The organism is Formosimonas limnophila (assembly GCF_014652675.1).
Taxonomy (GTDB): Bacteria; Pseudomonadota; Gammaproteobacteria; order Burkholderiales; family Burkholderiaceae; genus Hydromonas; species Hydromonas limnophila.
The window spans coordinates 1-578 of the sequence record NZ_BMZG01000053.1 but is presented as its reverse complement, the minus strand read 5'-3'; the positions used below and the strand labels follow the sequence as shown (position 1 = coordinate 578).

At 55.0% G+C, this 578-nt stretch carries 1 protein-coding gene; it reads left to right on the top strand.

From position 1 onward, the window contains the following. Positions 1-578: S-layer family protein (locus IE082_RS11145; protein ID WP_189493976.1), on the top strand; the 578-nt coding region annotated here is incomplete at both ends.

Sequence of the window (578 nt, the reverse complement as noted above, 5' to 3'; positions counted from 1 at the left end):
GCATTCCTCTCATCAGACTACATGCTCAAACAACTGGCGACCGATCCAAACAACATCTGGAAACGCCTCGGCGATGGGTTCTATGAACAAAAGCTCATCAACGACCAAATCATCACAGCCACAGGCAAACGCTTCACAGGTGACTACACCAACAATGAGGCGCAATACAAAGCCCTCATGACCAACGGCATTGCCGCAGGCAAAGCGTTTGGATTCAACGTCGGCACAGCGCTCACGCCAGAGCAGATGAAGAACCTCACCACCGACATCGTCTGGATGGTTAAGCAAACTGTCACACTCAAAGACGGTACCACCCAAACCGTCCTCGTGCCCAAAGTCTACCTCGCCACCAACACGCTCGACCTCAAAGGCGATGGCACGCTCATCGCCGCTCGTCACAACTGGTTGGACAGCACAGGCGACATCAACAACAACGGTGGTGTCATCGCAGGCACGAGCAGCATGGATATCACTGCGCGCAATGTCAACAACCGTGGCGGTGTCATTGGCGGGAACAAAGGGGGCACTGTCTCCGTCAGAGCCACAGACACGCTGAACAACATCGGCGGCACCATCCG